The 3011-nt window shown below is 47.1% G+C and carries 2 protein-coding genes; both read left to right on the plus strand.

The genetic code is table 11. The annotated features are described in order from the left end of the window. Positions 1-2093: ornithine decarboxylase SpeF (speF, locus tag CAG68_RS12305; RefSeq protein ID WP_202599935.1), on the plus strand; the 2093-nt coding region annotated here is incomplete at its 5' end. Between the two features lie 61 nt (positions 2094-2154). Beyond that, a partial coding sequence (gene potE / locus CAG68_RS12310) for a putrescine-ornithine antiporter (RefSeq protein WP_031818434.1) occupies positions 2155-3011 on the plus strand: 857 nt, incomplete at its 3' end.

A 3011-nucleotide genomic window follows, 5' to 3' on the forward strand; every position in this document is an offset into this window, starting at 1 on the left:
ATTTACAACCTTTAGAGCAAGTTGAATTAACCGACGTTGGTGCGGCTATTATTACTTCAGCAGACATTAAAGCAGGTCTGCATAAAATGATTTCTGAAACGGGTTACGGTATTCCAGTTTTCTTAGTAACGGATGCAAACCCAGTTTCGGCTGAAGATTACGTTTGGCTAACTGGCGTTATCGATTTAGAAAGACAATCTATTGAGTACTACTGTCGTCAAATCAACGAAGCAGTAACCAAGTACGAATGTCGTCTGCTTCCTCCTTTCTTCAAGCAATTAACGCACTATGTTGAGATGGGTAACTCAGCGTTTGACTGTCCGGGACACCAAGGTGGTCAGTTCTTCAAAAAACACCCAGCGGGTAAACAATTCTACGATTTCTTCGGCGAAAACCTGTTCCGTAGTGACTTGTGTAATGCGGACGTGGATTTAGGTGACTTACTGATCCACGAAGGTTCTGCACATCAAGCGCAGGCGCACGCTGCAAAAGTATTTAACGCGGACAAAACTTACTTCGTACTTAACGGCACTTCTGCTTCAAACAAAGTAGTCTGTAACGCGCTGGTAACTGAAGGTGATTTGGTACTGTTCGACCGTAACAACCACAAATCGAACCACCACGGTGCGTTAATCCAAGCGGGTGGTATGCCAGTTTACTTAGAAACGGCGCGTAACCCTTGGGGCTTTATCGGTGGTATGGATGAACACTGTTTCGATGAAGAATACATTCGTGCTCAAATCGCGAAAGTGGACCCAGAACGTGCACGCGATGAACGTCCTTTCCGTCTTGCTATTATCCAACTTGGTACTTATGACGGTACTATCTACAACGCTCGCTACGTAATGGATAAGATAGGTCACCTTTGTGACTACATCCTGTTTGACTCTGCATGGGTTGGTTACGAGCAGTTCATCCCGATGATGAAAGACTGTTCACCACTGCTGCTGGATTTGAAACCAGAAGACGCAGGTGTGATCGTGACTCAGTCTGTTCACAAACAACAAGCTGGCTTCTCTCAAACATCGCAAATCCACAAAAAAGACCGCCATATCAAAGGTCAAGCTCGTTACTGTAACCACAAACGCTTTAACAACGCGTTTATGATGCACGCATCGACTTCACCATTCTACGCACTGTTCTCTGCGCTTGATGTGAACGCGAAGATCCACGACGGCGAAGCAGGTCTGCGTTTATGGCGCGATGCGGTTAAGACAGGTATCGAAGCGCGTAAAGAAATCCTTAAGAGTTGTGAATTGATTCGTCCGTTCATTCCAGATGAAGTCGAAGGCCAACCTTGGGGCAGCTACGACACTGACGTGATCGCAACGAACAAGAAATTCTTCATGTTTGAGCCAAACGCAAGCTGGCACAAATTCGAGGGGTACGGTGAAGGTCAATACTTCGTTGACCCATGTAAATTGCTACTAACCACAGCAGGTATTGCTGAAGATGGCAGCTACGCAGACTTTGGTATTCCTGCAACGCTTTTAGCGAACTTCCTTCGTGAAAATGGCATCATCCCTGAAAAGTGCGACTTGAACTCTATCTTGTTCCTACTCACTCCTGCGGAAGATATGGGTAAGATCCGTCACCTTGTGGCTCAAATTAACCGATTCGAAAAATTCATCCGTGATGATGCCCCTTTAAGTATCGTACTTCCAAGCGTCTACGAAGCGAATAAAGAACGCTACCGTGGCTACACCATCCGTCAGCTATGTCAGGAAATGCATGACATGTACAAAGAGCTGAACGTGAAACAGTTACAAAAAGCGATGTTCCGCAGCGAGTACTTCCCACAAATGGTTCACAAACCTGACGTAGCAACACGCAAATACTTCCGTGGTGAATGCAATTACCTACCACTTAAAGAGGCCGTGGGCCGCGTAGCCGCTGAAGGTGCACTTCCTTACCCTCCAGGCATTATCTGTGTGATCACTGGTGAAGTCTGGACTCAACAGGTGGTGGATTACTTCCTATCTCTAGAAGAAGGCATTAACCGCTTCCCAGGCTTCGCGCCAGAAATTCAAGGTGTGTACCTTGAAGATGTTAACGGTCGCACTACCGCACATTGTTATGTCCTAAAAGATTAATCTACCCGTTCGCACCACGCTCCGGCGTCGGTGCGAACCGCTTATTCGTGGAGAATAATTTATGAGTACTGAAACTAAAAAAATGTCGGTGGTGCAGTTAACCATTCTGACGTTCATCAATATGGCTGGCTCCGGTATTATCATGCTGCCAAGTAAACTGGCGCAAGTGGGTACCATTTCAGTGTTGTCTTGGCTGATCACGGCTGCGGGCTCTTTGGCGTTGGCTTATGTGTTTGCAAAATGTGGTCGCTTTAGTAAACGAGACGGCGGTATGAACGGTTACGCGTCTTACGCATTCGGTAAATCGGGTGCGTTTATGGCGGGCTGGACTTACGGTTTGTCGCTCCTTATTGCGAATATTGCGATCGCGATTACCTGTGTGGGTTACGGCTCCGCATTCTTTGAAGTGACCCTATCTCCGGTCGAAACCTGTTTGTACACCATCGCCATTCTTTGGATTTGTACTTTCGCTAACTTCGGCGGTGCGAAAATCACAGGTCAAATTGGTACATTCACCGTGTGGGGCGTAATCCTACCAGTGTGTTCATTGGGTATTGTTGGTTGGTTCTGGTTTAACCCAACCATGTACATTGAAGCTTGGAACCCACACAGCTTGCCATTTGGTGAAGCGGTGAGTGCTTCTATTGCGATGACTCTATGGGCATTCCTTGGTCTTGAATCAGCTTGTGCGAACTCTGAAGCGGTAGAAAACCCAGAGAAGAACGTACCAATCGCAGTACTGGGCGGTACACTAATCGCGGCTGTGGTTTACATTGTATCGACAAACATCTGTTCTGGTATCGTTGCAAACTCTGAGCTTGCTGCATCTACAGCGCCATTCTCAACTGTATGGACAGTGATGCTAGGTTCAGCCGCTGGTAAAGTGGTTGCGGGTATGGCGGTATTGGCTTGTGCGGG

Source organism: Vibrio sp. V42_P2S4T144 (assembly GCF_009904715.1).
In the GTDB taxonomy this organism is placed as follows: Bacteria; Pseudomonadota; Gammaproteobacteria; order Enterobacterales; family Vibrionaceae; genus Vibrio; species Vibrio alginolyticus.